The organism is Ensifer sp. Root142 (genome assembly GCF_001426785.1).
GTDB classification, from domain to species: domain Bacteria; phylum Pseudomonadota; class Alphaproteobacteria; order Rhizobiales; family Rhizobiaceae; genus Ensifer; species Ensifer canadensis.
The window spans coordinates 159,980-186,472 of the sequence record NZ_LMFK01000048.1; the positions used below are offsets into that span (position 1 = coordinate 159,980).

At 62.1% G+C, this 26,493-nt stretch carries 27 protein-coding genes and 1 pseudogene; 19 read left to right on the forward strand and 9 right to left on the reverse strand.

What is annotated here, in order from left to right:
• Window positions 1-148: 148 nt before the first annotated feature.
• Complete coding sequence (locus ASD52_RS34360) at window positions 149-1,318, reverse strand: tetratricopeptide repeat protein (RefSeq protein ID WP_025424780.1); 1,170 nt, start codon at window positions 1,316-1,318, stop codon at window positions 149-151.
• A gap of 9 nt (window positions 1,319-1,327) precedes the next feature.
• The gene (locus tag ASD52_RS34365) at window positions 1,328-1,981 is read right to left on the reverse strand and encodes a thiamine phosphate synthase (protein ID WP_025424781.1); all 654 of its coding nucleotides are present in this window, start codon (window positions 1,979-1,981) and stop codon (window positions 1,328-1,330) included.
• Window positions 1,982-2,083: 102 nt separating this feature from the next.
• Between ASD52_RS34365 and ASD52_RS34370 the strand changes: the two genes are divergently transcribed.
• Complete coding sequence (locus tag ASD52_RS34370; RefSeq protein ID WP_025424782.1) at window positions 2,084-2,863, forward strand: sulfite exporter TauE/SafE family protein; 780 nt, start codon at window positions 2,084-2,086, stop codon at window positions 2,861-2,863.
• A gap of 97 nt (window positions 2,864-2,960) precedes the next feature.
• The gene (locus tag ASD52_RS34375; protein ID WP_025424783.1) at window positions 2,961-3,221 is read left to right on the forward strand and encodes a metalloregulator ArsR/SmtB family transcription factor; all 261 of its coding nucleotides are present in this window, start codon (window positions 2,961-2,963) and stop codon (window positions 3,219-3,221) included.
• A 161-nt stretch (window positions 3,222-3,382) separates the two neighbouring features.
• On the opposite strand, the gene ASD52_RS38050 is transcribed toward ASD52_RS34375, so the two are convergent.
• Entirely contained in the window at window positions 3,383-3,556 is a 174-nt protein-coding gene (locus tag ASD52_RS38050; protein WP_038575691.1) for a DUF465 domain-containing protein, read from the reverse strand.
• A 212-nt stretch (window positions 3,557-3,768) separates the two neighbouring features.
• Between ASD52_RS38050 and ASD52_RS34380 the strand changes: the two genes are divergently transcribed.
• The 7 genes from ASD52_RS34380 (at window position 3,769) to ASD52_RS34410 (ending at window position 8,110) form a co-directional block, all read left to right on the forward strand.
• A complete protein-coding gene (locus ASD52_RS34380) occupies window positions 3,769-3,972 on the forward strand; it encodes a YdcH family protein (protein WP_025424784.1) in 204 nt (67 codons plus the stop codon).
• A 53-nt stretch (window positions 3,973-4,025) separates the two neighbouring features.
• Window positions 4,026-4,490, forward strand: coding sequence for a 5-(carboxyamino)imidazole ribonucleotide mutase (gene purE / locus ASD52_RS34385; protein WP_038576471.1), 465 nt, complete (start codon window positions 4,026-4,028; stop codon window positions 4,488-4,490).
• Window positions 4,487-5,536: a 5-(carboxyamino)imidazole ribonucleotide synthase gene (locus ASD52_RS34390; RefSeq protein ID WP_025424786.1), complete on the forward strand. Its 1,050-nt coding sequence runs from the start codon at window positions 4,487-4,489 to the stop codon at window positions 5,534-5,536. Before purE ends, ASD52_RS34390 begins: the two co-directional genes overlap by 4 nt.
• A 176-nt stretch (window positions 5,537-5,712) precedes the next feature.
• The gene (gene ykgO, locus ASD52_RS34395; protein WP_025424787.1) at window positions 5,713-5,838 is read left to right on the forward strand and encodes a type B 50S ribosomal protein L36; all 126 of its coding nucleotides are present in this window, start codon (window positions 5,713-5,715) and stop codon (window positions 5,836-5,838) included.
• Window positions 5,839-5,919: 81 nt separating this feature from the next.
• The gene (locus ASD52_RS34400; protein ID WP_025424788.1) at window positions 5,920-6,534 is read left to right on the forward strand and encodes a hypothetical protein; all 615 of its coding nucleotides are present in this window, start codon (window positions 5,920-5,922) and stop codon (window positions 6,532-6,534) included.
• Between the two features lie 35 nt (window positions 6,535-6,569).
• Window positions 6,570-7,088, forward strand: coding sequence for a hypothetical protein (locus ASD52_RS34405; RefSeq protein ID WP_025424789.1), 519 nt, complete (start codon window positions 6,570-6,572; stop codon window positions 7,086-7,088).
• A 17-nt stretch (window positions 7,089-7,105) separates the two neighbouring features.
• The gene (locus ASD52_RS34410; protein ID WP_025424790.1) at window positions 7,106-8,110 is read left to right on the forward strand and encodes an alpha/beta hydrolase; all 1,005 of its coding nucleotides are present in this window, start codon (window positions 7,106-7,108) and stop codon (window positions 8,108-8,110) included.
• Between the two features lie 14 nt (window positions 8,111-8,124).
• Here ASD52_RS34410 and ASD52_RS34415 read toward each other — a convergent pair whose 3' ends face one another.
• The 3 genes and pseudogenes from ASD52_RS34415 to ASD52_RS34425 all read right to left on the reverse strand — a co-directional run.
• A complete protein-coding gene (locus ASD52_RS34415; protein WP_057226578.1) occupies window positions 8,125-8,682 on the reverse strand; it encodes a substrate binding domain-containing protein in 558 nt (185 codons plus the stop codon).
• Between the two features lie 244 nt (window positions 8,683-8,926).
• Entirely contained in the window at window positions 8,927-10,366 is a 1,440-nt protein-coding gene (gene pyk, locus ASD52_RS34420; RefSeq protein WP_025424792.1) for a pyruvate kinase, read from the reverse strand.
• Window positions 10,366-10,737: pseudogene (locus ASD52_RS34425) on the reverse strand (DUF1036 domain-containing protein); the annotation flags it as partial. The gene pyk and the pseudogene ASD52_RS34425, both read right to left, overlap by 1 nt.
• A 297-nt stretch (window positions 10,738-11,034) precedes the next feature.
• Between ASD52_RS34425 and ASD52_RS34430 the strand changes: the two are divergent.
• The 3 genes from ASD52_RS34430 to ASD52_RS34440 all read left to right on the forward strand — a co-directional run bounded on the left by ASD52_RS34430 (window position 11,035) and on the right by ASD52_RS34440 (window position 12,545).
• A complete protein-coding gene (locus tag ASD52_RS34430) occupies window positions 11,035-11,829 on the forward strand; it encodes an N-formylglutamate amidohydrolase (protein WP_025424794.1) in 795 nt (264 codons plus the stop codon).
• Window positions 11,830-11,848: 19 nt separating this feature from the next.
• Window positions 11,849-12,154 (forward strand): DUF1244 domain-containing protein, encoded by a 306-nt coding sequence (locus tag ASD52_RS34435; protein WP_025424795.1) that lies wholly within the window; start codon window positions 11,849-11,851, stop codon window positions 12,152-12,154.
• 124 nt (window positions 12,155-12,278) lie between these two features.
• A complete protein-coding gene (locus ASD52_RS34440; RefSeq protein WP_025424796.1) occupies window positions 12,279-12,545 on the forward strand; it encodes a DUF2312 domain-containing protein in 267 nt (88 codons plus the stop codon).
• A gap of 80 nt (window positions 12,546-12,625) precedes the next feature.
• Here ASD52_RS34440 and ASD52_RS34445 read toward each other — a convergent pair whose 3' ends face one another.
• Both ASD52_RS34445 and ASD52_RS34450 read right to left on the reverse strand, forming a co-directional pair.
• Window positions 12,626-14,512, reverse strand: coding sequence for a DUF882 domain-containing protein (locus ASD52_RS34445; protein WP_057226580.1), 1,887 nt, complete (start codon window positions 14,510-14,512; stop codon window positions 12,626-12,628).
• Between the two features lie 180 nt (window positions 14,513-14,692).
• Window positions 14,693-16,234: a sigma-54 dependent transcriptional regulator gene (locus ASD52_RS34450; RefSeq protein WP_057205656.1), complete on the reverse strand. Its 1,542-nt coding sequence runs from the start codon at window positions 16,232-16,234 to the stop codon at window positions 14,693-14,695.
• Window positions 16,235-16,422: 188 nt separating this feature from the next.
• Here ASD52_RS34450 and ASD52_RS34455 point away from each other — a divergent pair, with 188 nt between their 5' ends.
• From ASD52_RS34455 to ASD52_RS34465, 3 genes are read left to right on the forward strand one after another with little or no spacing between them, the layout of a single operon-like run.
• A complete protein-coding gene (locus ASD52_RS34455) occupies window positions 16,423-18,282 on the forward strand; it encodes a M3 family oligoendopeptidase (RefSeq protein ID WP_057221577.1) in 1,860 nt (619 codons plus the stop codon).
• Window positions 18,283-18,342: 60 nt separating this feature from the next.
• Entirely contained in the window at window positions 18,343-19,503 is a 1,161-nt protein-coding gene (locus tag ASD52_RS34460) for an aminodeoxychorismate synthase component I (protein ID WP_025424800.1), read from the forward strand.
• A complete protein-coding gene (locus ASD52_RS34465; protein ID WP_057221578.1) occupies window positions 19,500-20,126 on the forward strand; it encodes an aminotransferase class IV family protein in 627 nt (208 codons plus the stop codon). The genes ASD52_RS34460 and ASD52_RS34465 overlap by 4 nt, the downstream gene beginning before the upstream one ends.
• Here the strand turns inward: ASD52_RS34465 and ASD52_RS34470 are convergent.
• On the reverse strand, window positions 20,091-21,041 hold the full coding sequence (locus ASD52_RS34470) for a GGDEF domain-containing protein (RefSeq protein WP_025424802.1): 951 nt from the start codon (window positions 21,039-21,041) through the stop codon (window positions 20,091-20,093). The two genes, ASD52_RS34465 and ASD52_RS34470, sit on opposite strands and share 36 nt — an antisense overlap.
• A gap of 144 nt (window positions 21,042-21,185) precedes the next feature.
• Here ASD52_RS34470 and ASD52_RS34475 point away from each other — a divergent pair, with 144 nt between their 5' ends.
• From ASD52_RS34475 to ASD52_RS34490, 4 genes are all read left to right on the forward strand, one after another.
• Window positions 21,186-22,082 (forward strand): DUF3445 domain-containing protein, encoded by an 897-nt coding sequence (locus ASD52_RS34475; protein ID WP_057226583.1) that lies wholly within the window; start codon window positions 21,186-21,188, stop codon window positions 22,080-22,082.
• 142 nt (window positions 22,083-22,224) lie between these two features.
• Window positions 22,225-23,676, forward strand: coding sequence for a homospermidine synthase (locus ASD52_RS34480; protein WP_025424804.1), 1,452 nt, complete (start codon window positions 22,225-22,227; stop codon window positions 23,674-23,676).
• A gap of 171 nt (window positions 23,677-23,847) precedes the next feature.
• Window positions 23,848-24,216 carry an outer membrane lipoprotein Omp10 gene (omp10, locus tag ASD52_RS34485; protein ID WP_025424805.1) on the forward strand — a complete coding sequence of 123 codons (369 nt, stop codon included), beginning with the start codon at window positions 23,848-23,850 and terminating at the stop codon, window positions 24,214-24,216.
• Between the two features lie 333 nt (window positions 24,217-24,549).
• Complete coding sequence (locus ASD52_RS34490) at window positions 24,550-26,397, forward strand: bifunctional UDP-sugar hydrolase/5'-nucleotidase (RefSeq protein WP_025424806.1); 1,848 nt, start codon at window positions 24,550-24,552, stop codon at window positions 26,395-26,397.
• Window positions 26,398-26,493 lie beyond the last annotated feature (96 nt).

The window sequence follows — 26,493 nt, forward strand, 5'->3', positions numbered from 1 at the left end:
TGGCTCGGCCGAACAGCCGAGATTCAGGCGCCTACAGCGCCGCGCGTCTTATTAGACGCGCAAAGGTCGCTGTAGCACTTTGATTTTTGCTGCATGTTTTTATCCTTAAATCGAATAGGATTTAAGGAAACATGCAGTGGAATCCCGGTCAGCTCGAGCGGAACTTGTTGGCTGCGCTGAGTGCCGCCTTCTGCTGCTGCTCGTTGAGACCGAGGTAGAAGTCTTCCAGCGCATCGTCCTTGAGGCCGGCGCGGCGCGACAGCACATACCACTTCGCCGCCTCGACCGGATTGGGCCGGGTGCCGATGGCGTTGACATAGAGATGGGACAGCCGGTTCTGCGCCACGACATTGCCGCCTTCCGCCGCCCGCTTCATCCAGCCGAAACCGTCCTCCAGGTTGCGATCGCCGGCAATGCCTTCGATCATCCAGATGGCGATGTCGAGCTGCGCCGTGTCGTAACCAGCATGGGCCGCCCGAAGCAGCCATTCCCTGGCCCGCGCCCGCTTGCCTTCGTCAATGCCATCGACGTTGAGATAGATCTGCGACAGCGCATATTGCGCGTCGGCGATCCCCTGCTCGGCCGATTTTTCGTAGTAGGGCATAGCGGCCTTCAGACCCTTCGGTCCGGGGCTGTCGGCCACGAGCGTCTGGCCATAGTTGAACTGGGCCGACCCATTGCCGAGATCGGCCGCCTTCTTCATCAGTTCTTCGGACTTCTTGCGGTCGCGCTTGACGTAGCGCCCTTCCATCAGGATCAGCGCGTATTTGAACATGGCGGCCGGGTCGCCGTTTTCAGCCGCCTGTCCGTACCAGAACGCCGCCTGCTTGGCATTGCGCACCACGCCGAGGCCCTGCTGCAGGATTTCGGCAACAAGCGTTTGCGCGGCAGGATCGCCGAGCTGCGCGCGCGGAAGTGCGAGATCCATCGCCGTCAGATAATAGCCGCGCTGGAAAGCGCCGTAGGCGTCGTCGACCTTGCCGGCGAATGGCTTTTCCGCAGGTAGTGCCGGCAGTTCGGCGCCCATGCGGTCAAAGACATTGACGCCCTGCGAAGGCACCGTGCCATCACCAGCCTTCTTCTTGTCCGCCGGGTCAGCCGGCTTGGCCACAGGCTTGCCCGTGCCTTCTTCAGGCATCGCTGCGCCATTGAAGGGGGTGATGCGGCCGCGCTTTGCAGCGCCACTATCATCGGCGTTGACGCCCAGCTCCTGCACTGGAGCCGGCTTTTCCTGCGCACGCACCGGCGTCGCCACGGCGGCGGTGGCGGCAAGGAGGGCAACGCCCCAACTGAGCTTTGAAGACAGGCGGTTCAACATCGACACGTCTTAAGCTTCAAACCGTGGCGCTTTTTCGTCAAGAAGCGCGTTGACGGCGGCGACCACCGACGGCGCCTGCTCGGGCTCGCCGAAGACGGCCAGGCGAAGCGCCACGAATTCGGCGCCGGTCTCGGCCGCCGCCAATGCGGACTGCGGATCCGTGCCGCCCATGACGATGCAGGGAATCTCGATCATCGAGGCCCACCATTCGGCGAGCGCCAGGTTCTTCGGATGCGCATCCGGCTTGATGTCGCCGTCCGTCTTGCCGAAGAACACGTAGTCCGGACGCACTTCGCCGATTTGAAGCGCGTGATGGCGGTCGGCCGCGTTGCCGCCGCCGACGATAAGCTTCGGCGTGTGCTTCTCGACCGCCTCGCCAAGTGCTTCGGCATTGCCGGAAATATGCAGGCCGTCGGCCCTGGCGCGTCCGGCGACCCGGGAATCGCCCTCGATCAGCGCAGCGGCTCCAGCCTCCTGGATGATCGGCACGAGGCGCTCGGCGTGTTTCTGGAACTCGGCGTCATCGAGGCCATATTGCGGCACGATCACCGAAGCGACGTCGCCGCCCTTCAAGGCGTCGGCAAGCACCTTGGCGCGATCCGCCGGATCAGCGATATCCGGCGCAATCAGCACCAGGCGGCAGCGTTCTATTGTCTTGCTCATGACATCCATTTCTAGCTGTGCCCGCATGTCGACGGAAACCAGCGCTCGATTTCGTTTGGGAAAACCGATAGACGGAGACGTCAAAAGGATCAACCGCCACCGATGCTTCCCGACCTGGACTTCTATCTCGTCGCCATCCCGGCGGTTCTTCTCGTTGGCCTCAGCAAGGGCGGTATGGGCGAGGCCCTTTCGTTGATGGGCGTGCCGATCCTGTCGATGGCCGTCTCGCCGGTTCAGGCGGCCGCGCTGCTCTTACCGATCCTGATCGCGATGGACCTCGTCTCGCTCTGGATGTGGCGCAAGCACGGCGATCGCAAAACCCTGTTCATGCTCCTGCCCGGCGCCATCGCCGGCATTCTCATCGGCTGGGCGACGTCGGCCTATGTCTCGCGCGACTATCTGCGCCTGATCATCGGCCTCATCACCGTGCTGTTCGTCCTGCGCTATGTCTACAATGTCTGGCGCATGCGCAACGGAATAACGATCACGCCCAAGCAGCAACGGGCTGGCCCCGCAACGCTCTGGGGCTCGTTTGCCGGCTATGGCAGCTTTGTCGCCCACGCCGGCGGCCCGCCTTTTCAGATCTACGCCCTGCCGCTTCAGCTCGATCCGCGCGAATACACCGGCACGATCGTGCGCTTCTTCGCCATCCTCAATGCCGTCAAGCTCATCCCCTATTTCGCGCTCGGCCAGCTCGACATGAGCAATCTCAAGATCTCTGCGACACTGTTTCCGCTGGCGATCGTTGCCACCGTCTGCGGCGCCTTCATCGTTCGCCGCATGAAGCCGCAGATCTTCTATCCCTTCATGTATAGCATGGCTTTCATCGCCGGGCTGAAGCTGCTGTGGGACAGCCTCAACAGCCTGCTGGCCGGCGCCTGACTGCATCCAAGCGATCGATCATATTGCAAAGCAAAACGAAAATGCCGCAGCGCACAAATTTCTTGCCGCCCGCGGTGATTTCGCTTAACGTCCGGTCATGACCATTGCGGACCCTTTCGATGCCATCGCGGATCCCAACCGGCGTTACCTGCTGGAGGAACTGCGGCGCGCGCCGAAAACGGTCAACGAACTGGCCGAAGGATTGCCGATCAGCCGGCCCGCGGTATCACAGCACCTGAAGGCCCTGCTCGACTGCAATCTGGTTTCGGTTTCGGCCAACGGTACGCGGCGGATATATGCGATCAACCGCCCTGGCTTCGACAGGCTCAACCTGTGGTTGGATCAATTCTGGGCCTGATGACCGGACGGGAGCGTAACCGCGGCCTGACACAAATCGACCGGGTCTCAAACCCGGTCGAGCGATCCGTATCTTCCGTTGAGGGGATTGGTTGTGAACCTTGTTGCGTCGTCTCCGCGGAGAGGACACCTCCCGTTGTTACTGGGAAATACCGTTTATAATCAGTGAGTCGAGGAGCGAAGCCTTTCGATTTCGTCCCTGATGCGCAGCTTCCTTCGCTTGATGTCGCTGATCATTTCGTCCTCGATGGACGGCTGGTTCATTGCTGCATGGAGCTCCTGCTCCAGTGCGCCATGTTTTTTCTCAAGCGTTGCAAGATGAGCCTCAATGGTCATTGGCAGTCCCTTCCTTTTGCTTGCATCCGGCTGGTAAATGCCGGATGTTCCATGGTTGTAACCTTACTACTGTGCCATGCCATTTTTCATTTGTCGAAGGCGAAATGATGACGACGGATAACTTCCCGTTACCGCCCAAGATGTGATAGAGCGGCGCATGAAATTCCGGTTCGAGGAGGACTTCGCAACCGGGCTGATGGGGATCGCTTTGCATGCCGGACCAGGACCAGGCCGAACTCAGATTGACCGCCGCGCGGCTGAGGCAGGAACATGAAGATTATGATGCTGCCATCAACGCCATGATTCAGACCGGCTGCGATGCGCTGAGAATTCAGCGCATGAAGAAGAAGAAGTTGGTCATCAAGGACAAGATCACCAAGCTCGAAGACCAGATCATCCCCGACATCATCGCCTGAAGCGGAACTTTAAAGACGTGCTCGACACCACTACCCCACCCGTCGCCATCATCATGGGAAGCCAGTCCGACTGGGAGACGATGAAGAACGCCGCCGATACGCTCGACGCGCTCGACATTGCCTATGAGGCTCGCATCGTTTCTGCACACCGCACACCTGATCGGCTGGTAAGCTTCGCCAAGGGCGCGCGCGACGAAGGCTTCAAGGTCATCATCGCCGGTGCCGGCGGTGCCGCCCATCTGCCGGGCATGTGCGCCTCGATGACGCCGTTGCCGGTCTTCGGCGTGCCGGTGCAATCGAAGGCACTGTCCGGGCAGGACAGCCTGCTGTCGATCGTCCAGATGCCGGCCGGCATTCCCGTCGGAACGCTGGCGATCGGACGCGCCGGCGCGGTCAACGCGGCACTACTCGCCGCAGCCGTACTGGCGCTCAGCGACAACGACCTTGCCGACCGTCTCGACGACTGGCGCGAGCAGCAGACCGTCGCCGTCGCCGAGTATCCGGTGGACGACGCATGACAACCATTGGCATCATTGGCGGCGGCCAGCTCGGCCGCATGCTGGCCATGTCTGCTGCACGGCTGAACTTCCGCGCCATCATCCTCGAGCCGCAGCCCGACTGTCCGGCAGCGCAGGTGGCAAACGAACAGATCGTTGCCGCCTATGACGATGAACGCGCGCTCGATGCGCTGGCGGCCGCCTGCGACATCGTCACCTACGAATTCGAGAATGTGCCGGTTGCGGCCGCCGAGAGGCTCGCCCGTGCCCGGCCTGTCTTCCCGCCGCCGAAGGCACTGGAAGCCGCCCAGGACCGCCTGGTCGAAAAACGCTTCCTCAACGACAGCGGCATCGTCACCGCCCGCTTCCATGCGGTCGACAGCCAGGCCGATCTTGAGGCGGCACTTGCCGATTTCGGCGGTTCCGGCGTCCTGAAGACCCGCCGCCTCGGCTATGATGGCAAGGGACAACGCGTGTTCCGCTCCGGGCAGGACAGCCCGCAAGGCGCCTTCGCGGCGCTCGGCTCCGTGCCGCTGATCCTCGAAAGCTTCGTGCCGTTCGAGCGCGAAATCTCCATCATCGCTGCCCGCTCGGTAGATGGCGCCGTCGCCTGTTACGATCCGGCGGAGAACGTTCACCGCAACGGCATCCTGCATACATCCACCGTACCCGCGGCCATTGGCCCTGCCACCGCCGAGACCGCGCGCACTGCGGCCAAGGCGATCCTCGATGCGCTCGGCTATGTCGGCGTCATCGGTGTGGAGTTCTTCGTGCTTGCCGACGGTAGCCTCGTCGCCAATGAAATGGCGCCGCGCGTGCATAATTCCGGCCACTGGACGGAGGCGGCCTGCATCGTCTCGCAATTCGAGCAGCACATTCGCGCCGTGGCCGGCCTGCCGCTCGGCAATCCCGTTCGCCACTCCGACTGCGTGATGCAGAACCTGATCGGCGACGACATCGACGATGTGCCGGCCTGGCTTGCCAAGGACAACGTTTTCGTCCATCTCTACGGCAAGACGCAAGCCCGACCGGGCCGCAAGATGGGTCACATCACCCGCTTGACGTGAGCCTCAAAGCCACAGAAATGCGGGGCAAGGCGCCAAAATCCGGTGTCTTGCGGTTGACACAACAGGGGTGACACGGTATTTGCCATCCCACCTTATGGAGCGCGCTGAATGGCGCGCTTTTGATTGTTAGAAATACCGGGCGAATTTTGTTTCCCCGAAACCTGCGGATCAGGAAAATGAAGATCAAGAATTCGCTCAAGTCGCTGAAGACCCGCCATCGCGAAAACCGTCTGGTTCGTCGCAAGGGCCGTATCTACATCATCAATAAGCAGAACCCGCGCTTCAAGGCACGTCAGGGCTGAGGCCCAGACTGGTTTCTGTTTGGCGTCTCGCTTCGGCGATGTCCCAAAATTGATTTTGATCTTATTCCGTGGCGAGCTAACATGCTCGCCATGCGAGTTTTTGTACCCTTGATTCTGGCGTGTTCCGCCCTTCTCGCCGCCTCAGTTGGAGCCGGCACCCTGACTTTCGCCGCAGAGACGGCACCGGAAACCGAGGCCGCCAGCCTCACCACCCCAAAGCAACGCCTCGACGCCCTGTTCTCCGACCTCAAGAAGGAACGGGACGCCGACAAGGCGCGCGAACTCGCCAACCAGATCCGCCTGGAATGGCAGGATTCCGGCAGCGCGACGGTCAACCTGCTGATGCAGTGGGCCGACAAGTCCATCACCGACAATAAGCCGGCGGCAGCCCTCGATATCCTCGACCAGGTGATCACGCTGGCCCCGAGCTACGTCGAAGGCTGGAACCGCCGCGCGACCCTGCACTACACGATGGGTAACTATCGCAAGTCGATGTCGGACATCAATCATGTCCTGTCGCTCGAGCCTCGGCATTTCGGCGCGCTCGCCGGCATGGCCGCAATCCTCGGCTCCGCCGGCAAGGACGAGCTGGCGCTCAGGGCCTGGGAGCAGTTCCTGGCAATCTATCCAGCCGATCGCAAGGCACAGGAGCAACTGGGCGAGCTGACCGAAAAGCTCGCGGGCAGCAAGACGTAAACCGGACGGATGCCGAAGCAAGCGCAGGCCCCGCGATGACGCCTCCCACGGAACTGGCCGCTATCCGCAACCTTGCCACGGCAGCGCACCTGTTCGTGGAGCCGATCTGGCTGGAATGGAATAGCGCCTGGAACGGCGATGCGCCGGTCACGCCCTCTCAATGGACATGCGGGCGCACAAGTCTGTTTCTGTCGCGTGCCCTGGCGGCTGAAGGTTTCGAGGCTTCATGGGCAAGCGGCACGCCCCGCCTGTCATCTTCCGGGCCGGAATTGGGCGATTTCGGCTTCCTCAGTGACGCCGGCTGGCAAAGCCACGCCTGGGTCGAGTGCGGCAACGTTATCGTCGATATTACGGCCGACCAGTTCGGCGCTCCTCCCGTGCACATCGTCGATCGCTACGATCGCCGCTATAGCAAGGGCGACCGCGACACGGCATTGCCGGAGTTCATTCGGGCCCGTCAGCGCGCGGTGGACGAAATCTGGCCACGATGGCGCTGCAATAGCAGAAAACCATCGACCCTTATCCCTGAGATGTTTGCGTACACTGCAGAGTAAGAGGAGCCGCCGAGACAATGGTTCTAGCCGCCCTGTTCATCGTTGCCCTCACCCTCGCAGGCATCGCCTACAGCCAGCGTAGCGCACGAAACATCAGCGCGCGGTTCCCGAATACGGGCGAGCTGATCGACATCGGCGGCTTCCGCATGAACAGCGTCCACCTGCCGGCGACTTCGGAGGCTGACCTGGTCCCGCTCGTCTTCATTCACGGTGCGAGCGGCAACCTGCTCGATCAGATGCATGCCTTTGCTCCGGCCTTCGAGGGCCGCGCGGAGATGCTTTTCGTCGACCGGCCGGGCCACGGCTACTCCGAGCGCGGCGGGCGGGCGAATGATCGCCCCGATGGCCAGGCGGATGCGATCGCAAAGCTGATGGACATGCGAGGCATGCCTCGGGCGATCATCGTCGGCCACTCCTTCGGCGGGGCGATCGCCGCGAGCTTTGCCCTTCGCCATCCGGAAAGGACGACAGGCCTTATCCTGCTGGCGCCCGCGACCCATCCCTGGCCGGGCGGCATCGACTGGTACTACCGGCTGACGGCACTGCCCTATGTCGGCTGGCTGTTTGCCCATACGCTGGCTGCGCCGATCGGCCTCCGGCGGATCGATAGTGGCACGCGGTCGGTCTTTTCGCCCAATCCGCGACCCGCCGACTACATCGACAAGACGGCGCCGCACCTCGTGCTGCGCCCCCTCGCCTTCCGCAACAACGCCGTCGATGTCGCCAATCTGCACGCCTACGTCACCGAGGTCGCCCCACGATATCAGGAGATCGCCGCACCCACGATCATCGTCAGCGGCGACAGCGACGACATCGTGCTGGCCGATATTCACTCGCGCAGCCTGGCGCGCGACATTGCCGGATCGGAACTGCTGTGGATCGGCAACCTCGGCCACAAGCCCGATTATGTCGTCACCGACGTGGTTGTCGCCGCAGTGGAGAAACTGGTGGGCAAACCCGGCGATCTCCGCGCAGCGGTGAAGCTCGCCGAAGAGAGGCTCACCGACGGCAAGGCGCATTGATAGGAGCGGAAGTTTTATCTCAACCGATCCGAGGCCTGAGCCGTCGACCTTCCCAGCGTCTCGACGAGATAATCGATGAACACGCGAACCTCGGGCGAAAGGTGACGTCGGCTGAGGTAGACGGCATAGAGGTTGAGCGCGCTCATATGCCAGCTTTCCAGCAAGGGGACCAACCGACCGGAGGCGATATCGTCTCCGACGATGAAGTCCGGCTGTACGATGACCCCGCCGCCGGCGAGTGCCAGCGCGCGCAGCAGATCGCCATTGGTGGCATGCACGACCGGATCAATCCGAACCTGCGTCTCGCGCCCCTCGACATCGGAAAACATCCAGCTATCCCCGAGCGAGAGATAGGAATAGCTAAACGTTTCATGGCCGCCGAGATCGGACGGTTGCTGCGGCGTGCCGCTGCGAGCGAGGTAATCTGGCGAAGCACAAACGATCATCCGCACCGGTGCGATTTCACGCGCGATAAGGCTGGCGCTGGGCGCGCGGGCAATGCGCAAGGCGACATCGACACCGGAATAGGCGAGATCGACGAGCATGTCGGTCAAATCGATGTCGAGACGCAAGCCGGACCAGCGCCTCGGCCTCTTGATATCGGCGAGTATCTGCCGGGCACGTTCGTAGAAGAGCTGTCCCGGCTCTGTGAACAGGTCACTGGACCAAGGAAGGCGTGATGGATGAGGAATACCTCTTTTGGGACAATCAGGGCTTCATGAAGCAGATCGGCCTGGCCCAATAGAAAGACAGAGGCCATGGGAGCAGGTTCACTGCTCCCATGGCCTCATGGCATTCTGAAACGAGCGGCGAGCCTCAGATACCGCTCAGGCCGTCCGAGCCGATATAGGCGATGCGCAGCATGTTGGTGGCGCCGGGCGTGCCGAGCGGCACACCGGCCGAGATGATGACGCGTTCGCCGGGCTTGCCGAAACCCTCATGAGCAACGATGCGGCAGGCACGGTTGACCATGTCGTCGAGATCGGTCGCATCCTCGGTGACGACGCAATGCAGGCCCCAGACGACCGAAAGCCGGCGAGCCGTCTGGACGATCGGCGACAGCGCGATGATCGGAACCTGCGGGCGCTCGCGCGCGGCGCGAAGGCCCGTTGTGCCGGACGAGGTGTAGCAGACGATTGCAGACAACCGCAGCGTCTCGGCGATCTGGTGGGCGGCCAGCGAAATCGCGTCGGCACCGGTCGCCTCGGGCGGCGTGCGCTGCGCGTAGATGATGCTGGAATAGTGCGGGTCGCGCTCGACGCTGCTGGCGATCGACGCCATGGTCGAGACGGCTTCCACCGGATACTCGCCGGAGGCGGATTCAGCCGACAGCATGATGGCGTCGGCGCCTTCGAAGACGGCAGTCGCAACGTCGGAGACTTCAGCGCGCGTCGGCACCGGCGCGGAGATCATCGATTCCAGCATCTGCGTGGCCACGACCACCGGTTTGCCGGCGCGGCGACAGGCGCGCGTCAGCTGCTTCTGCAGGCCAGGCACAGATTCGAGCGGCATTTCGACGCCAAGGTCGCCGCGTGCAACCATCAGCGCGTCGGAGAGCTCGATGATCTCGTCGATGCGCTCGAGCGCCTGCGGCTTCTCGATCTTGGACATCAGACCGACGCGGCCGCGGGCGATCTTGCGAACCTCGGCCAGGTCCTCGGGACGCTGGACGAAGGACAGCGCCACCCAGTCGAACTCTCCGGTTGCCAGAATCGCATCGAGGTCCGAGCGGTCCTTGTCGGTCAGGACGCCGACGGCCAGCAGCGTGTCGGGCAGGCTGACGCCCTTGCGGTCGGAAATCTTCGTGCCGGCAACAACCGTTGTGACGATGCTCTTGCCGTCGGTCTTTTCGGCGCGCAGGTGCAATTTGCCGTCATCGATCAGCAGGCGATGGCCAGGCTTGACCGCTTCGAGGATTTCCGGATGGGGCAGAAACACGCGGGTGCTGTCGCCAGGCTCGTCCTTGTTGTCGAGGGTAAAGGTCTGACCGACCTTGAGGTCGACCTTGCCTTCGGCAAACTTGCCGACGCGCAGCTTCGGACCCTGCAGGTCGCCGAGAATGCCGATCGGGCGGCCACAGCGCGCTTCGACCGCGCGGATGCGCTGCACCAGCGTGCGCATCACGTCGTGGCTTGCGTGGCTCATGTTGATACGGAACAGATCAGCCCCCGCCTCGTGCAGCTTCTGGATCATCTGCTCGTCGGCCGACGCCGGTCCGAGCGTGGCGAGGATTTTGACTTTTCTGTTCCGCTTCATCAATTCTGGCTTTCCTGCGTGCCGGGCGTATCGGAGAGCTGAACCATCCAGCTTCCCTGCCGCCCCGTGTCATATTCCTTGAATCCCATCCGCTGGAAGCCGCGGGCAAAGCAGTCCTGCACGCCCGAAACCTTGAATTCGTTTTCGGCGACGCACATGTTGACGTCGCCGGTCCAACGGCCACCCCGGGCCGCGTCTTCAGCGTAGAGATAATAGTATCGCGATTCGAGCTCGCCCTCGATCAGGGTCGCACATGTGGTCGCGGGAACCTGCCACCACCCCTCGGTTACCCAGCCTTCCTTGGCGCGGTAACCGATCGCCACGCCGACCAGATTTTGCGTGCCATTGCAGACGCGAAAATCGGCGCGAGCCTCACCGGCAAATAGAAATGAGCCTGAAATAGCCAGGGAAAACAGGAGGATCCCCCCCAATGTCGACAGCCCCGGCTTCGCTTTGGAAAATGGATATCTGGACACGGTTTCCGATGGAACTCCGTTTTGATTTGCGTGGCCTTTCTTGCGACGACCAGCCCGGAAAGTCAACGTAACTCTAATCGATTACATCGGGCTAATTAGGTGTCGATTGCGCAAAACAGTTGCGTTTTTCTTGTGAATGTCTCCGACGCGTGCAATCAAAAGCATACCCCCCCGAAAGCAGACTGGAACTGCATGCAGCACTATTCGCCCTATGAGATTATCGAAGCCAACCCCACAACCGGCCTCGTACTACTCGCCGACCACGCCATGAACCGCCTACCGGAAGAATATGGCAGCCTCGGCCTGCCGGCAGCCGCGTTTCAACGTCACATCGCCTATGACATCGGCGTCGAACATCTCGTCCGCCGGCTCTCGGCCGCACTCGACGCACCGGCAGTTCTAGGGTGCTTCTCGCGACTTTTGATCGACCCCAATCGCGGCGAGGACGATCCGACCCTGATCATGAAGATTTCCGACGGCGCGATCATTCCGGGAAACCACCCGATCAGCGAGGAGGAATGGGACAACCGGCTGAACCGTTTCCATCGGCCCTATCACCGCGCAGTCGCCGAGACACTGGAGCGCAGTGCCTTGGCCACGGGCAGCGCCCCGCTGGTCATCTCAATCCATTCCTTTACGCCCGCCTGGAAGGGTGCCGTCCGTCCGTGGCACGCGGCCGTGCTCTGGGACAACGACGCGCGCGCGGTGCTGCCGCTGATCGAAAAGCTCGAAGCATCGGGCGATATCGTCGTCGGCAACAACGAGCCCTATGACGGAGCGCTGCGCGGGGATACGATGTTCCGGCACTGCATGGCACCGGGCATTCCCCATGCCCTGATCGAGATCAGGCAGGATCTGATCGCAGACGAGGCGGGCATTGCCGCATGGGCCGATCGGCTCGCCCCGATCCTTGCCGATCTCAATACCCGGCCCGACCTGCATCGCTACGAACGGCACCCGTCGCGCACCGGCGCCTACGACATTTGAGACCAGGAAAGACAACATCATGACCGAGCTCACCCCGGACCAGCAGACCGCCTTCGAAGCCGCCGCCTTCCGGCGTCTGGTCGCGCACTTGCGCGAGCGCAGCGACGTGCAGAACATCGACCTGATGAACCTTGCCGGCTTCTGCCGCAACTGCCTGTCCAACTGGTATCGGGACGCAGCCAACGAGGCCGGCGTGACACTCGACAAGGAGCAATCCCGCGAGATCGTCTACGGCATGCCCTATGAGGAATGGCGGGCGCTGCATCAGAGGGAAGCCTCGAGCGAGCAGAAAGCCGCCTTCGAAACCAACCGCCCCAAGGAATAAACCTCTGCGCCGGGCCACCGCCACGGAAATGCCAGCGTTGTTGCGCAATGGCCCTTGACCTTGGCCGCCGTTCGCGGCACGTCACGGCACCCAAGAATTTCATTCCCCGCAAAAGGAGAAGACCATGTCAGATGCACACGGCGTCGCACGCGACCAACTCCGCGCTTTCATCGAACGGATCGAGCGCCTGGAAGAAGAAAAGAAGACCATCGCCGACGACATCAAGGACGTCTACGGCGAAGCCAAGTCCACCGGCTTCGATGCCAAGATCCTGCGGAAGGTCATCTCCATTCGCAAGCAGGACGCCGATGAGCGCATGGAACAGGAAGCGATCCTCGACACCTACCTGCAGGCGCTCGGCATGATCCCGGCCGCGGCTGAAGAAGAATAATTTCTCCTGCCATAGACAGCAAAAAGCCCGCCGGTATCACCGGCGGGCTTTTTTTGTGTTGAGTCTTATTTGCTCGAAACTCAGTTGGTGCTGAACTTCTTCACTTCCATGAAGTTGACGGCGTTGCCGCTGAAGCGGGCCGTATCGACCGTTGTTCCGGCCGTGCTGTTGAAGCCCGCAGCATAAACAGTCGTCGGGGCCGTGCGCAGCGTCTTGCTGACGAAGCGCGGTGCCGTCACGGGCTTGGAAAGCGTCGCGACGCGGCCGGCAGAAAGGGCCCATTCGGAGATGATCTTCTGCGTCAGCTTCGGCTCGGTGCGAACCGACGAACGGGTCGCGGCGTCGGCATCATGCTTCTTCGGACGACCACCTTTTGCCGGGGCTTCGGCCTGGGTGTCGAAGGCGCCATCAAAGGCATTGGCGCGGCCATTCGTCGAGGCCTGCGGCGCATAGGCGGCCATTTCGACCGGCTGGGCGACTGGCTCGCGCTCTGCCTGTGTCGGCGCGGCAAGCGCGACGCGTGTCGATGCCTGGGCCGTGGTATCACGCGGCGGCTCGGCCGAAGCCAGAACCGGGCGCTCTGCAAAGGCAGGCACGGCAACCTTGGCATCCGCGACAGCGGCAAGAGCCGCATCACCCGCCGGGCGCATGGCCGGCACCGGCACGAAGCCAAGTGCCTGCATGTCCGTTGCCAGCGGATCGACCGATGCCACAAGCGTCTCGCCGGCAGCAGCGTTCACGCCACCCCGATCGAGCATCTGCGGGACCGGCACCTTGACCGAGGTCAGATCGGCAAATTCGCTCGGCATTTCCGGCGTCTGCGGCAGGGCGGCAGCAAGCGCGTCCTGGGCCGCGTTCTTCTGCGGCGCGACCAGGGCCACGGCTACGCCGCCATTTTCAGGCGCATCCTTGAAGGCCGGACGAACGGCCGGAACCGGTGCATTGATGTTCTGATCGGCTGTGGTGGTCTCGGCTGTGGTGGTCTCGGCTGTGGTGGTCTCGGCTGCGACCGAACCGGCAACACCCGGAAGTGCTTCCTGGGCGGCAGGTGCCGACGCCGTCTGGACCTTTGCCGGAGTGGCTTCTTCATCGCCGGGGCCGGCCGCGATTGCCGAGGGTTCTTCATCCTCGTCGCCGCCACCGCCAAAGAGCATGGCGAACAGGTTACCGCGGCGCTTGCCGCCCTCGGCATCGCCCGCACCCTTGGCGCCACCACCGGCAACTTCGATCGCCGAGGCGCCGACGCGACGCTTGTAGTCGGCAACAGCCTGGTTATAGCCCGGCAGCGGCTTGCCGTCGGACGGAACGTGCATGGTCTTGCCGTCGGGGAAGAGACGGGCCAGTTCGTTGCGGGTCATGCGCGGCCAGGCGCGAACGCCGCCGACATCCATGTGAACGAACGGAGAGCCTGAGGTCGGGTAGTAGCCGACGCCACCGACCTGGAATTTCATGCCGATTTCGCGCACCGTCTTCAGCTTCACGTCGGGAATGTAGAAGTCCATCGCCTTGCCGAGCATGTGCTGGCTCTTCTTGGCAACGCCCTTGGAGCGCGAACGCAGCATGCCGTTGGTGGCCGGCGAACGATAGGCCGAAACGACGTGGATATAATCGCGCGAGCCACTCTTGGTGTAGACTTCCCACACGAGGTCGAGCAGGCGCGGATCCATCTTGGTCGGCTCGTTGCGACGCCAGTCGCGCAGGAACCGGTTGATCTGCTGCAGGCCCTTCGGGTCATAGCGGCCGTTGCGCTTGAAGGTGATCTGCGCCTTTTCCTGCGTGTGGATGAAATAGAGCTTCAGCGTACGCGTCTGGCCGGCGGCCTCGACGGGAGGTGCCATGCCAGGCGTAACCAGAGACACCGCAAGGGCGATGGATGTCAGAACCTGCGGCACCTTACGGGTCATCGCCGAGCAGAGTCTGCTAGCTAAGGAGCCGAGAGGCTTCTTAAAACTGAACAAATTTGGCATTCAATCCCCGTCCGACGGACAACCGTGCTTCGCTGTCTCAGATGACTGTCAAATAAGGTGACAGGATGGCATATATGCCACAGTCGTCACCGCCCCTTATAATATAGTGAACACTTCACTAACAAGGTCTAAACGGCGGTGACGGAATCGCACGGCTAGTGAGGCGTGAATGCGTCGATTTTATGCCGCCTCACGCAAGGGATTGTCGGGATCGATGCCGTAATCCTTGAGTTTGCGGTAGAGCGTCGACCGGCCGATACCGAGTTTGCGCGCCACCTGGCTCATCTGGCCCCGATAGAATTTCAGCGCAAAACGAATCAGTTCCTCCTCGACTTCGGCGAGTTTGCGCACGTCTCCGCCCTCATCGACGCTGGCAATTGCATTCTCCATACGGCCATCATGCGTGGCATCGGCCTCCATCGATTTCGCCGTGCTGGCAAAATCGGGATAGACGCTTACGGCCGGATCGGCAGCGGCGGTGCGCTCGGGGCCGGCATCGCCCCAGGAGAAACCGCTGCGGTCGGAAACGACGTAGCCGGGGATCTGCGTGGCGATCTGCGGGAAGTCCTTGACCGTCAGCTCGTTGCCGTCGGCCAGAACGACCGCACGGAAGATCGCGTTCTCCAGCTGGCGGATGTTGCCCGGCCAGTCATAGGCGGTGAGCAGCGCCATCGCACCGCTCGAAACGGTGAGCGGCGTGCTGAGCCTCTGCTCGGACGCAAACCGGTCGACGAACGAGCGCACCAGGACCGGGACGTCCTCCTTGCGCCGGCGCAGCGCCGGAATGGTGATCGGGAAGACGTTGAGACGATAGTAGAGATCCTCGCGGAACCGGCCTTCGCGCACCTCGTTGATGAGGTCCTTGTTGGTGGCCGAGATCAGTCGCACGTTGACCCGGTGCGGATGGCGCGCGCCGATCGTCTCGATCTCGCCCTGCTGGACCGCACGCAGCAGCTTCACCTGCACTTCGAGCGGCAGGTCGCCGATCTCGTCGAGGAACAGGGTGCCGCCGTCGGCGTCGACGAACTTGCCGCTGTGCTTTTCGGTGGCACCGGTAAAGGCGCCCTTCTCGTGGCCGAAGAGAATGCTCTCGACCAGATTGTGCGGGATGGCGCCACAGTTGACGGTGATGAACGGCTTGCCCGAACGGTCGCTGGCCGACTGGATCGCCCGCGCCACCATTTCCTTGCCGACGCCGGATTCACCCTCGAGCACGATCGGAATGTTAGACTGCGCAGCCCGGCGAGCGAGATCGATCACCCGGATCATCGCCGGGCTGGCCGAAACGACGTCATCGAAACCGACGGCACCGCCGCGCGGGCGGCGCGAGGTTTTGACCTTGCCGTCGCGGCTCGCCATCTTCAGCGCGTTGCCGAGCGCCACCGACAGCCGCTCCGGAGAAACCGGCTTGACCAGGAAGTCGAAGGCACCGGCCTGCATCGCTTGCACGACGGTTTCGATACCGCCCTGCCCCGTCTGCACGATGACGGGCGTATCGACGCCCCGTTCCGCCAGCGCATCGAGAAAGCCGTGGCCGTTCATTTCGGGCATCAGCAGATCGAGAAGGATGACGTTGATGATGCCGCCCTTGCGCTCGAGCAGCTCCAGGCCACTGCGGCCATTGTCGGCGAGATGCGCGACATGACCGAGACGCTCGATCATGTTCGTCAGCAACCGGCGCTGCACCGGATCGTCATCGATGACAAGAATGTGTGATGTCACGGAAGCCTCCTGCTTTGGACACGCGGTACTTTTTGGCCAACGTCATGTGCCAAATCACGTCAGGCATCTGTGCCATAAAGGGCTGAACATCATCTTTTGAGAAATGCTTGCATTTTATCCATTGGCGGCGATAGCAATGGAACCCATATCGCTTGCCTCTTCCTGCCACGAACGAGAGAAATCCGACGATGACCTTCCGCACCTTCGCCCTCGAGAAAACCATCGTCCGTGCCGCCACCGGCCCCGCCCAAGGAGCTGTGGCCGAGCTCGGCGATCTGCCCTCCTGGCGGCTGGAGGATCTCTATCCGTCCGCAACCTCTGATGCATTCCGTTCCGACATGAAGAAGGCCGAGGCGGACTCGATTGCGTTTGAGGCCAAGTGGAAAGGCAAGCTTGCCACCGCTGCGACGAAAGCCGGCGACGAAGGCATCGGTGCTGCCGTGAAAGAATTCGAAGCGCTGGAAGACATCATGGGGCGCATCGCGTCCTTTGCCGGCCTGACCTATTTCTCCGACACCTCCAAGCCGGAAAACGGCAAGCTCTACGGCGACGTGCAGTCGAAGCTGACCGATATGTCGGCGCATCTCCTGTTCTTCTCGCTCGAACTCAACCGCATCGACGATGCGGTGATCGACGCAGCGCTTACCAACGACAGCCTGGCGGCGCACTACAAGCCCTGGCTACTCGACCTGCGCAAGGACAAGCCCTACCAGCTTGATGACAAGCTCGAGCAGCTGTTCCTCGAGAAATCGATGACCGGGCCAGCCGCCTTCAACCGCCTGTTCGACGAGACCATGACGTCGCTGACCTTCACCGTCGACGGCGAGACGATGCCGCTCGAAATGGCCCTGAACCTGCTGCAGGATCCCTCGACCGAGGTGCGCAAGAAGGCGGCGATGGCGCTTGCCGAAACCTTCAGGGCCAATATCCGCACCTTCACGCTGATCACCAATACGCTCGCCAAGGACAAGGAAATCTCGGATCGCTGGCGCGGTTTCGAGGATATCGCCGACAGCCGGCACCTCGCCAACCGCGTCGAGCGCGAGGTCGTCGATGCGCTCGCGGAAGCGGTGAAGTCAGCTTATCCGCGCCTTTCGCACCGCTACTATGCCATGAAGGCGAAGTGGCTCGGCATGGAACAGATGGAGTTCTGGGATCGCAACGCGCCGCTGCCGGAAACGCCGAATGCGCTGATCTCGTGGAACCAGGCGAAGGATACGGTGCTTTCGGCCTACCATGCCTTCGCCCCAGAGATGGCCGCAATTGCCCGCCGCTTCTTCGATGACCGCTGGATCGATGCGCCGGTGCGCCCCGGCAAGGCCCCCGGCGCCTTCGCCCACCCGACCGTTCCCTCCGCGCACCCCTACGTGCTCGTCAATTATATGGGCAAGCCGCGCGACGTAATGACGCTTGCCCACGAACTCGGTCACGGCGTGCACCAGGTGCTCGCCGGCGAGCAGGGCGCGCTGATGGCCTCGACGCCGCTGACCCTCGCCGAGACGGCATCGGTGTTCGGCGAAATGCTGACCTTCCGTGCGCTTCTCGACCAGACCAAGGACAAGCGCGAGCGCAAGGCCATGCTCGCCCAGAAGGTCGAGGACATGATCAATACGGTCGTGCGCCAGATCGCCTTCTACGAATTCGAGCGCAAGCTGCACACGGCCCGCAAGGAAGGCGAACTGACCGCCGAGGATATCGGCAATCTGTGGCTTTCGGTGCAGGCGGAAAGCCTCGGGCCGGCGATCCGGATTTCCGAGGGCTACGAGACCTACTGGGCCTATATCCCGCACTTCATCCACTCGCCGTTCTATGTCTATGCCTATGCTTTCGGCGATTGCCTGGTGAACTCGCTCTATGCCGTCTACCAGAACGCCGAAAAGGGCTTCCAGGCAAAGTATTTCGAGCTGCTGAAAGCCGGCGGCACCAAGCACCATTCGGAATTGCTCGCTCCCTTCGGCCTCGATGCCACCGATCCGTCGTTCTGGGCACAGGGTCTGTCGATGATCGAGGGGCTGATCGACGAACTCGAGGCGCTTGATAAGGCGTGATCCGGCGCGGGCCGAGCCCGCGCTCCAGAGACTTTCAAGGAAAAGTGCGAAGCGGCATCGATGAACGAAAACGCACCTTTTGTGCTTTTCCGGGACGACAGCGAAAATCGGACCACGGTTTTCACTGATCCGGAGCGCGTCGTCACGGCGCGGACCAAAGCCGAATTCCGCCGCGGCCTCGCCGAGCTTGAGCGTGCACATGCGGCCGGCAAATGGATTGCCGGCTTCATGGCATATGAGGCGGGCCATATCTTCGAAGAGAAGCTGAGCCCCTTTGCCGAGGAGGGGGGGCGCGAAACGCCGCTGATGTCCTTCGGCATCTTCGACGCACCGAGCGACGACCATCCGCTTGGCGAGCCGCAACGTCGGATGGAGAACGAGCCTTTCCTTGCCGAGCCGCGTGCCGCCTGGGATTTTCCCACCTATCGCGAGCGGTTCGACCGCCTGCATCAGCATCTGCGCCAGGGCGATTGTTATCAGGCGAACCTGACGATGCCGATCCGCGCCCGCTGGACGGGCGATCCGCGCGCCGCCTTCTGGTCACTGATCGAACGGCAACCGGTAAAATACGGCGCGCTCGTCGTGCTGGATGGTCCGATCCTCGTCTCGCGCTCGCCCGAGCTCTTCTTCCGGGTCGACGCTGACCGATGGATTGAGACGCATCCGATGAAGGGCACCGCAAAGCGCGGCGCGTCGGCTGAGGAGGACGCCGAGATCATTGCTGCCATGCGCACTGACGAGAAGACCCAGGCCGAAAACCGCATGATCGTCGACCTCTTGCGCAACGACATCTCGCGCATCACCGAGGTCGGAACGCTCGACGTCCCGAAACTGTTCGACATCGAGACCTATCCGACCGTTCACCAGATGGTCAGCCATGTCAGGGCCAAGCTGCGGCCGGATGTCGGCATCACCGATATTTTCGCCGCACTCTTTCCCTGCGGCTCGATCACCGGCGCGCCGAAGATGCGGGCGATGGAAATCCTGCACGATCTCGAAGACGGTCCGCGCGACGCCTATTGCGGCGCAATCGGCTTTATCGCGCCGAACGGCATCATGCGCTTCAGCGTGGCGATCCGCACCATCTCGCTGTTTGCCAATGGCGAGGCCGTCTTCAATGTCGGCGGCGGCATCGTCTTTGATTCCGGCGCCCAGTCCGAATATGACGAATGCCTGCTCAAGGCGCGGTTTGCCATCGGCGATGCCGAGATCGCCCGATGACGGATTTTTCCCTGATCGAGACCCTGCGCTACGAACCCGATGTTGAATTCGTTCGCTTGAGGTTACATCTCGCCCGGTTGAAACGATCGGCACGAAGATTGGGATTTGCCGGCGCCGAGCGGGCGCAGGCGGAGCTGCAAGCCGCCGTCCAGGGTGCAACAGGCCCGCTACGGGTCCGCCTGACGCTTGACCGCAACGGCACCGTCGCCGTGACCACGGCAACTTTCACGCCCCTTGCAGAAGACACTGTCTGGCGCGTGCGTTTTGCTCAAACGCGGCTCTCTTCCGAAGACAAGCTGGTGCGGGTGAAGACCACCCGGCGCGACATCTACGAGACGGCACGCACTGAATACCCGGCAACCGAGGTCGACGAAGTTCTTCTCCTCAACGAAAAGGGCGAGGTCTGCGAGGGAACGATCACCTCAATCTTCCTCGACGATGGCAGCGGCACGCTGAAAACGCCGCCGATCGCCTGCGGGCTTCTGGCCGGCGTGCTCCGGACGGAACTCATCTGCCAGCGACGGGCGCGCGTCGCCCGCCTGTCGCTCGACGATCTGGCAAAAGCCGAGCTCTATGTCGGGAATTCGCTACGGGGCCTGATCCGGGCGAAGCTCTGGGTCTGAACCCGGCAAGGTGTACCGCTTTACCCGGTCGCGCCCGTCGCGCTTGGCGAGATAGAGCGCCTCGTCGGCGCGGGCATAAATGTCCTTGACGCCGTCGCCTTCCCGATACTCGGCCAGCCCCACCGAACAGGTGTAGTAGAACTCCGGGATACTCGCGAGCGGCCTGGCGCTGCGCACCTTGTCGAGCAAGCGGTCGAGGATCATGTTGCCTTCGCTGATCGTGGTGTCGGGCAGGATCAGCATGAACTCCTCGCCGCCGATGCGGCCGAAGCAATCGGAGCGGCGCACGAACTCCTGCATCTGGCGGGCGAAGTCGAGCAGAACCTCATCGCCCTGATGGTGGCCGTAGCGATCGTTGATCGCCTTGAAATAGTCGATGTCTATGATGGCGACGCAGCCCCACATATGCGGGTTCTGGGCGCAATTGGCGATGAATTCACCGAGCCGCCCCATGGTATAGCGCCGGTTGGGCACATTGGTGAGTTCATCGACCTGCGAGGCGCGCAGCGCGAAATCGCGATCCTGCCTTAGCGCGCGCTCCTCGACGCGAATGGTAGTGATGTCGACGGCGACGCACAGCATCCACCCCCTGGCATCGACCGTTTCCGTCATCCACAGCCAGCGGCCGTCATGCAGGTCGGTCTCCATCGCCCGAAACGGGATCTTGCCGCGCCGATTGATCGTTGAGGCTATCCAGGCATTGATGTCGCTGGTCGAGAGCACGGTTCCGCGACCGGCGGCATGGTTGCGCCGCATGATTTCCGCCCAGGTCGGCGCCTCGTCGGCCTCGATGAAATAGGCAGCGCGAAAGGCATCATTGGCAAATTGCAGCCGGTCGTGCTGATCGTAGAGCGCCATCAGCACGGGTGTTTGGGCCTGCAGGCCCATCAAGGTCTTTATATGGTCGCCGGTCACGTTCAGTCTGCGACGCCTCCAGGTCGGGGAAGGAAACAACAATCATGGCGCGTAGCGGATGATTGTATCAAAGCTATAGCACGAAGTCCTTGTGACAAGCTTCGGCCCATGCGAAACGAAAGGGAATATGGTTAAATCGCGAGAATGATCCGGTCATCCCGCATGAAACACACGCCCTACGACGGCTCCTCCAAGCCCTTTACGATCGGCCTCACGCAGCTCGATCCCGATCGCTGGATCGAGCCGGACGTCCAGCTGCAGCACTATCTCGACCAGAAAGCCCAGTTGCTCGCACAGTCCCGCGACGTGGTTTTTGCCGCCGACGACCGGACGCAGGACGCGCAGAGCGAACTGCTGCAGATCCTGTCCGACTATCTGCCGACACGGTATCCCGACATCTACTGTCGGCAGGACGAAACAATGATGGTCGGCGGGCGACGGGTGCCCTTGTGCGGCGACGACGCGCTTGTGCTAGCGGGCTCGCTCGTTCAGGACGACCTGGCGATCATGCAGCGCGACGACCGCGGCTGGCGCCTTGGCGCCGCCTACATCGCCTTCCCCTCGTCCTGGTCGCTCGCCGAAAAGTTCGGGCGCACCATGGACGAGATCCACGCCCCGGTCCCCGGCTTCGGAGACGGCACGCGCAACGCCGAACTCATCAGCCGCATGTTCGATAACCTGCCGCCTGGCCGCTTCGTCGAACGCTTCAACTGGGCCGTCAATGTCGACGGCTCCCTGCATCTGCCGAAGCCCAAATCGGAAGGGGTGTCGGCCGGCGCGATCGAGCTGACCGAAGAGCGCACCTTCATCCGCGTCGAGCGCCAGACGTTGCGCAAGTTGCCGCGAAGCGGCGCGATCGTCTTCACAATCCGGATCTATTCCGATCCCCTGGCGCTGTTGCGACAGCGGGCGGATGCGGGAACTTTGGCCCTTTCCTTCATCGAGCAATTGCGCTCTCTCGACCTGCCGCAGGCGGCCTACAAGGGCCTCGTCAGCAAGCGGGACGCTCTCATTTCGGCCCTCATTTCCATCGCCGGTTAAACAATATCGCAGATCAGCGTTGACCCGGCGGCCCTTTATTGTGACAGCAAACTATGCTCTAGGCCTATCACACGGCGCGAGCCTCATTTTCAGACACTTTCAACACCGTCACTGGGAAAGTTTCCTCAGGAGTAAGACCAAAATGGCAGACACCACCTATCCGGTTTACGGCGAGATCACCGGCCCGATCGTCATGATCGGCTTCGGTTCGATCGGCCGCGGCACCTTGCCGTTGATCGAGCGCCACTTCAAATACGACAAGAACCGGTTGATCGTGGTCGAGCCGCGCGAGGATGCTGCCGACAACGAGATCTTCGAGCGTCATGGCGTCCGCCACGTTCGCGCCCATGTGACGAAGGACAACTATAAGGAGCTGCTGAAGCCGCTCCTGACCGAAGGCGAAGGCCAAGGCTTCTGCGTCAACCTGTCGGTCGATACCGGCTCGCTCGACCTGATCAAGATGTGCCGCAAGCTCGACGTTCTCTACATCGACACCGTCGTCGAACCGTGGCTCGGCTTCTACTTCGATGCCGAAATGGACAACGCCTCGCGCACCAACTATGCCCTGCGCGAAACCATGCGCAAGGAAAAGGAAAAGAACCCGGGCGGCACCACGGCCGTTTCGACCTGCGGCGCCAACCCGGGCATGGTCTCCTGGTTCGTCAAGCAGGGGCTCCTCAACCTCGCCAACGACCTTGGCGTGAAATACGACGAACCGCATCAGGACGACCGCGAAGGCTGGGCGAAGCTGATGAAGAAGGTCGGCGTCAAGGGCGTGCACATCGCCGAGCGCGACACCCAGCTGACCAAGAAGCCGAAGCCGCTCAACGTCTTCTGGAACACCTGGTCGGTCGAAGGCTTCATCTCCGAAGGTCTGCAGCCGGCTGAACTCGGCTGGGGCACCCACGAAAACTGGATGCCGAAGAACGCCAAGAAGCACAAGAAGGGCTGCAAGGCGGCCATCTATCTGGAGCAGCCGGGTGCCAACACCCGCGTGCGCACCTGGTGCCCGACGCCTGGCCCGCAATACGGCTTCCTCGTCACCCACAACGAGTCGATCTCGATCGCCGACTTCTTCACCGTCCGCGACAAGGACGGCGAAGTTACCTATCGCCCGACCTGCCACTACGCCTACCATCCGGCCAATGACGCCGTCCTTTCGCTGCACGAAATGTTCGGCAACGGCGGCAATTCGCAGCCAGTCCATCATGTTCTTGACGAGAAGGAACTCGTTGAAGGCGTCGACGAACTGGGCGTCCTGCTCTACGGCCATGACAAGAATGCCTACTGGTTCGGTTCGCGCCTGTCGCTGGAAGAGACCCGCCGCATCGCCCCCTACCAGAACGCCACCGGCATGCAGGTCACCTCTGCGGTGCTCGCGGGCATGGTCTGGGCGCTCGAAAACCCGAAGGCCGGCATCGTCGAAGCCGACGAGATGGACTACAAGCGCTGCCTCGAAGTGCAGCTGCCCTATCTCGGCCCGGTCGAAGGACACTACACCGACTGGACCCCGCTCGACGGTCGCCCGGGCCTGTTCCCGGAAGACATCGACACCAAGGATCCCTGGCAGTTCAAGAACATCCTCGTTCGCTAAACCGCTGACATTGCGAAGCATCCGGCCCGGGGCATTTCTGCCCCGGGCTTTTTTTGTTCATATGGGAAAAGCCCGGCGCGCCGGCCCGACCACTCTTGCTTTCAACTCTTGATCGCGGCATGGTTCGGCGAAATGAAACGGACGCTCGGCACAAAGCGAGGGAAATCGCCAATGAAGCCATTCGCAATTCTGACCCTTCTCGCGACCGCCGCGACCCTGGCCTCCTGCCAGTCGTCGCCCCGGGAAGCCGGAGGGGCACCGCCCGCTCGCCAGGCAACGGGTGTCGAAGGCTCATGGACGGATCCGAACGGCATCGTTTCGACCTTTGCAGGCGGAACCTTCTCGACCCGCACCACCGACAGCAACCAGCTGCTGGCTTCCGGCAACTACGTGAAGCTCAGCCCGACACTCGTCGAGATCAACATGACCTCGCTGGTGCGCAACACCCAGTCCAAGGTCAATTGCGCGCTGGTCACACAGAGCCAGCTCAATTGCACCACCGATGCCGGCGCCCAGTTCTCGCTGGCGCGACGCGGCTGAGACAAGCTTCGAGCACGGATCAAAGCTCCCGCTAGGGGGCTTTTTTTGTGCATTCGTATGACTTAACCCTACTGCATGTTTCCCTAAATCGAAGCCGATTTAGGGGGAAAAACATGCAGCAATTCAAAGCGCTACAGCGACCTTTGCGCGCCTGAAAAGGCGCGCGGCGCTGTAGTTGCAGATCCGGCAACCGGAGGATGGTTTTAGTGCTTGAAGTCGCCCTGAAGTGATGAAAACATTCGCACCGGCAAAGCCACCCCGGCCGCGGGGACCGGACCCGCTTCGGCGGGTCTGAAAGCGGCCGGCAGACAACAGGCAAAACAGGAGAACATCATGATCAGACACATACGGACCGGCCTGATGACCGCGTCCATTCTTGCCCTCTCCTCGGGCGCAGCCTTCGCCGATTATGAACTGAACATCCTGCACATCAACGATCTCCACTCCCGTATCGAATCGATCAACAAGTTCGATTCGACCTGCTCGGCCGAAGAGGAAGGCAAGAACGAGTGCTTCGGTGGCGTCGCCCGCCTGAAGTCTCTGATCGACCAGAAACGCCAGGATCTGTCCGGCAAGAACGTCTTGCTGTTGAATGCCGGCGACAACTTCCAGGGTTCGCTGTTCTTCACCACCTACAAGGGTCTGGCCGAAGCCGAATTCCTCAACCTGATGAAGTTCGACGCGATGACGGTCGGCAACCATGAATTCGACGAGAGCGAAGATGGCCTTGTCGGCTTCCTCGATAAGATCGAGTTCCCCGTCGTCACCGCCAACGTATTGCCCAGTCACAAGTCGAAGATCGGTGACCGCATCAAGCCGTCGATCGTTCTCGAAGCCGGCGGCCAGAAGATCGGCATCGTCGGCGCCGTCGCCAACGATACGCCCGAACTCTCCTCCCCCGGCCCGGACATCCTGATCGGTGACGACGTCGCCACCACGACTGCCGCGGTTGAAGAGCTGAAGAAGCAGGGCGTCGACAAGATCATCGCGCTCACCCATGTCGGCTACCCGCGTGACCTCGCCGCGATCGCAAAGATTCCCGATGTCGACGTCGTCGTCGGCGGCCACTCCCACAGCCTGCTGTCGAACACCGACGCAAAGGCCGAAGGCCCCTACCCGACGATGGTCGACAACCCCGGTGGCTACAAGGTTCCGGTCGTCCAGGCCGCCTCCTATAGCAAGTACCTCGGCGATCTCGTCGTCACCTTCGACGACAACGGCGTGGTGAAGGCTGCCAAGGGCGATCCGATCCTGGTCGATTCTTCCGTCAAGCCGGATCAGTCCGTTTTGACCCGCGTGGCCGAACTCGCCAAGCCGATCGAGGAGCTGCGCTCCAAGATCATCGGCAAGACCGAGGCCCCGATCGACGGTTCGCGTGACAATTGCCGGGCCAGGGAATGCGAAATGGGCAGCCTCGTTGCCGACGCCATGCTCGACCGCGTCAAGGGCCAGGGCGTGACGATCGCCATCACCAATGGCGGTGGCCTGCGCGCCTCCATCGATGCCGGCGACGTTTCGATGGGCGAAGCCATCACCGTGCTGCCGTTCCAGAACACGGTTGCGACCTTCCAGCTCAAGGGTGACGGCATCCGTGCCGCGCTTGAGAACGGCCTCAGCAAGCTTGAAGAACCCGGCGGCCGTTTCCCGCAGGTGGCCGGCATGAAATATTCCTTCGACAAGTCGAAGGAAGTGGGCAGCCGCGTCGTCTCGGTCGAGGTAAAGGAAGGCGAAGGCTTCGTGCCGCTCGATCCGGCAAAGACCTATTCGATCGTCACCAACAACTACATGCGCAATGGCGGCGACGGCTACGCAATCTTCAAGGACAAGGGTGAGAACGCCTACGACTACGGTCCGGGCCTCGAAACCGTTCTGGCCGACTATCTCGCCGCGCACCAGCCGTTCAAGCCCTACACGGATGGCCGCATCACCGAAGTCGCTGCAGCCGCCGGCGCCACGACTGCCGAACCGGCAACGGCAACGCAGCCTGCAGCCGACGCCGCCGCGAGCGCGACGGCCTCCGGTCCGCAGAAGCATGTCATCGCCAAGGGCGACACGCTTTGGGATCTCGCCAAGGCGTTCTACGGCGATGGTGCGCTCTGGGCAAAGATCTCCGCGGCCAACGGCAAGCCCGCTCCGCGCCACCTGCATGTCGGAACCGAACTGGAGATTCCGGCAAAGTAAGACAATTTGCCTCTCCTTCGAGAGCCGGCGCGGGCTTCCCCGCACCGGCTTTTCTTCTTAGAAGGACGTGACGAAAAGTGCATGCACCTGCTTATA